The 1057-nt window shown below is 67.9% G+C and carries 1 protein-coding gene; it reads right to left on the bottom strand.

Annotated elements, in window-relative coordinates; all coding sequences use genetic code 11:
• Entirely contained in the window at positions 1-957 is a 957-nt protein-coding gene (locus ACIF83_RS45675) for an IS481 family transposase (protein WP_399736571.1), read from the bottom strand.
• Positions 958-1057 lie beyond the last annotated feature (100 nt).

The following is a 1057-nucleotide window of genomic DNA, read 5'->3' on the forward strand; positions in this document are numbered from 1 at the left end:
CTAGGTGTATTGACCTGAAGCGTTGTTCACGCGGCTGATCGGTGGGTGGCCGCCGAGTGCGGTGTGGCAGCGGTGGTGGTTGTAGGTGTGCAGGAAGTCTGCCAGGGCTTCGGTCCGTTCTTGGTTGGTGGTGTAGGGCCGTAGGTAGGCCCACTCGTCGAGCAGGGTGCGGTTGAAGCGTTCGACCTTGCCGTTGGTCTGCGGCCGGTAGATGCGCGTGAGCTTGCCGGTCGCGCCGAGGTCGGCCAGGGCCTGCCGCCAGGCGAAGCTCTTGCGGTAGGGCCAGGCGTTGTCCGTCAGGACCCGTTCGATGCGGTCGATGCCGTGGGTGGTGAAGAAGGCTGCTGCCCGGCGGAGGAAGGCGGCGCAGGTGGCGGCCTTCTCGTCGCTGTGGATCTCGCTGTAGGCGAGGCGGCTGTGGTCGTCGACGGCGGAGTGGACGTAGTCGAAGCCCACGCTGCTTCGCCGGGCCCGGCCGGCTTGTCGGCCCAGGACTTTGTGGCCGCCGCCGTCGGGGATACGGCCGAGTTTCTTGACGTCGACGTGGACCAGTTCGCCGGGCCGGGCCCGTTCGTAGCGTCGGATCACTTCCCCTGTGGGCCGGTCCAGGAAGGCCAGGCGGTTCAGGCCGTGCCGGGTGAGGATGCGGTGCACGGTGGAGGTGGGCAGGCCCAGGATCGATCCGATACGTGCGGGGCCCAGCTTGCGGTCCTGCCGCAGCCTGCAGACATGTGCCTCGGTGGCGGCTGCGGTCCGGTGCGGTGTCCTGTGGGGGCGGCTGGAGCGGTCGATGAGTCCGCTCTCGCCCTCGGACCGCCAGCGCCGGATCCACTTGTGGGCTGTGGGACGGGAGATGCCCATCTCTGCGGCGACGTGGGCGACGGGACGGCCGGAGCGGACACGTTCGACGAGCATTCGCCTGCCGTGAACGGTCAGCCGGGCATTACGGTGGGACACGAAGGCCTCCGTGCGGTGAAGATTCGACACCTCCACCACACACGGGGGCCTTCGCCACGATCAAGACCGGCCAGCGTTAACAACGCTCGTGATCAATACA

Origin of the sequence: Streptomyces sp. NPDC085866 (assembly GCF_044541035.1) — a bacterium.
GTDB lineage: Bacteria > Actinomycetota > Actinomycetes > Streptomycetales > Streptomycetaceae > Streptomyces.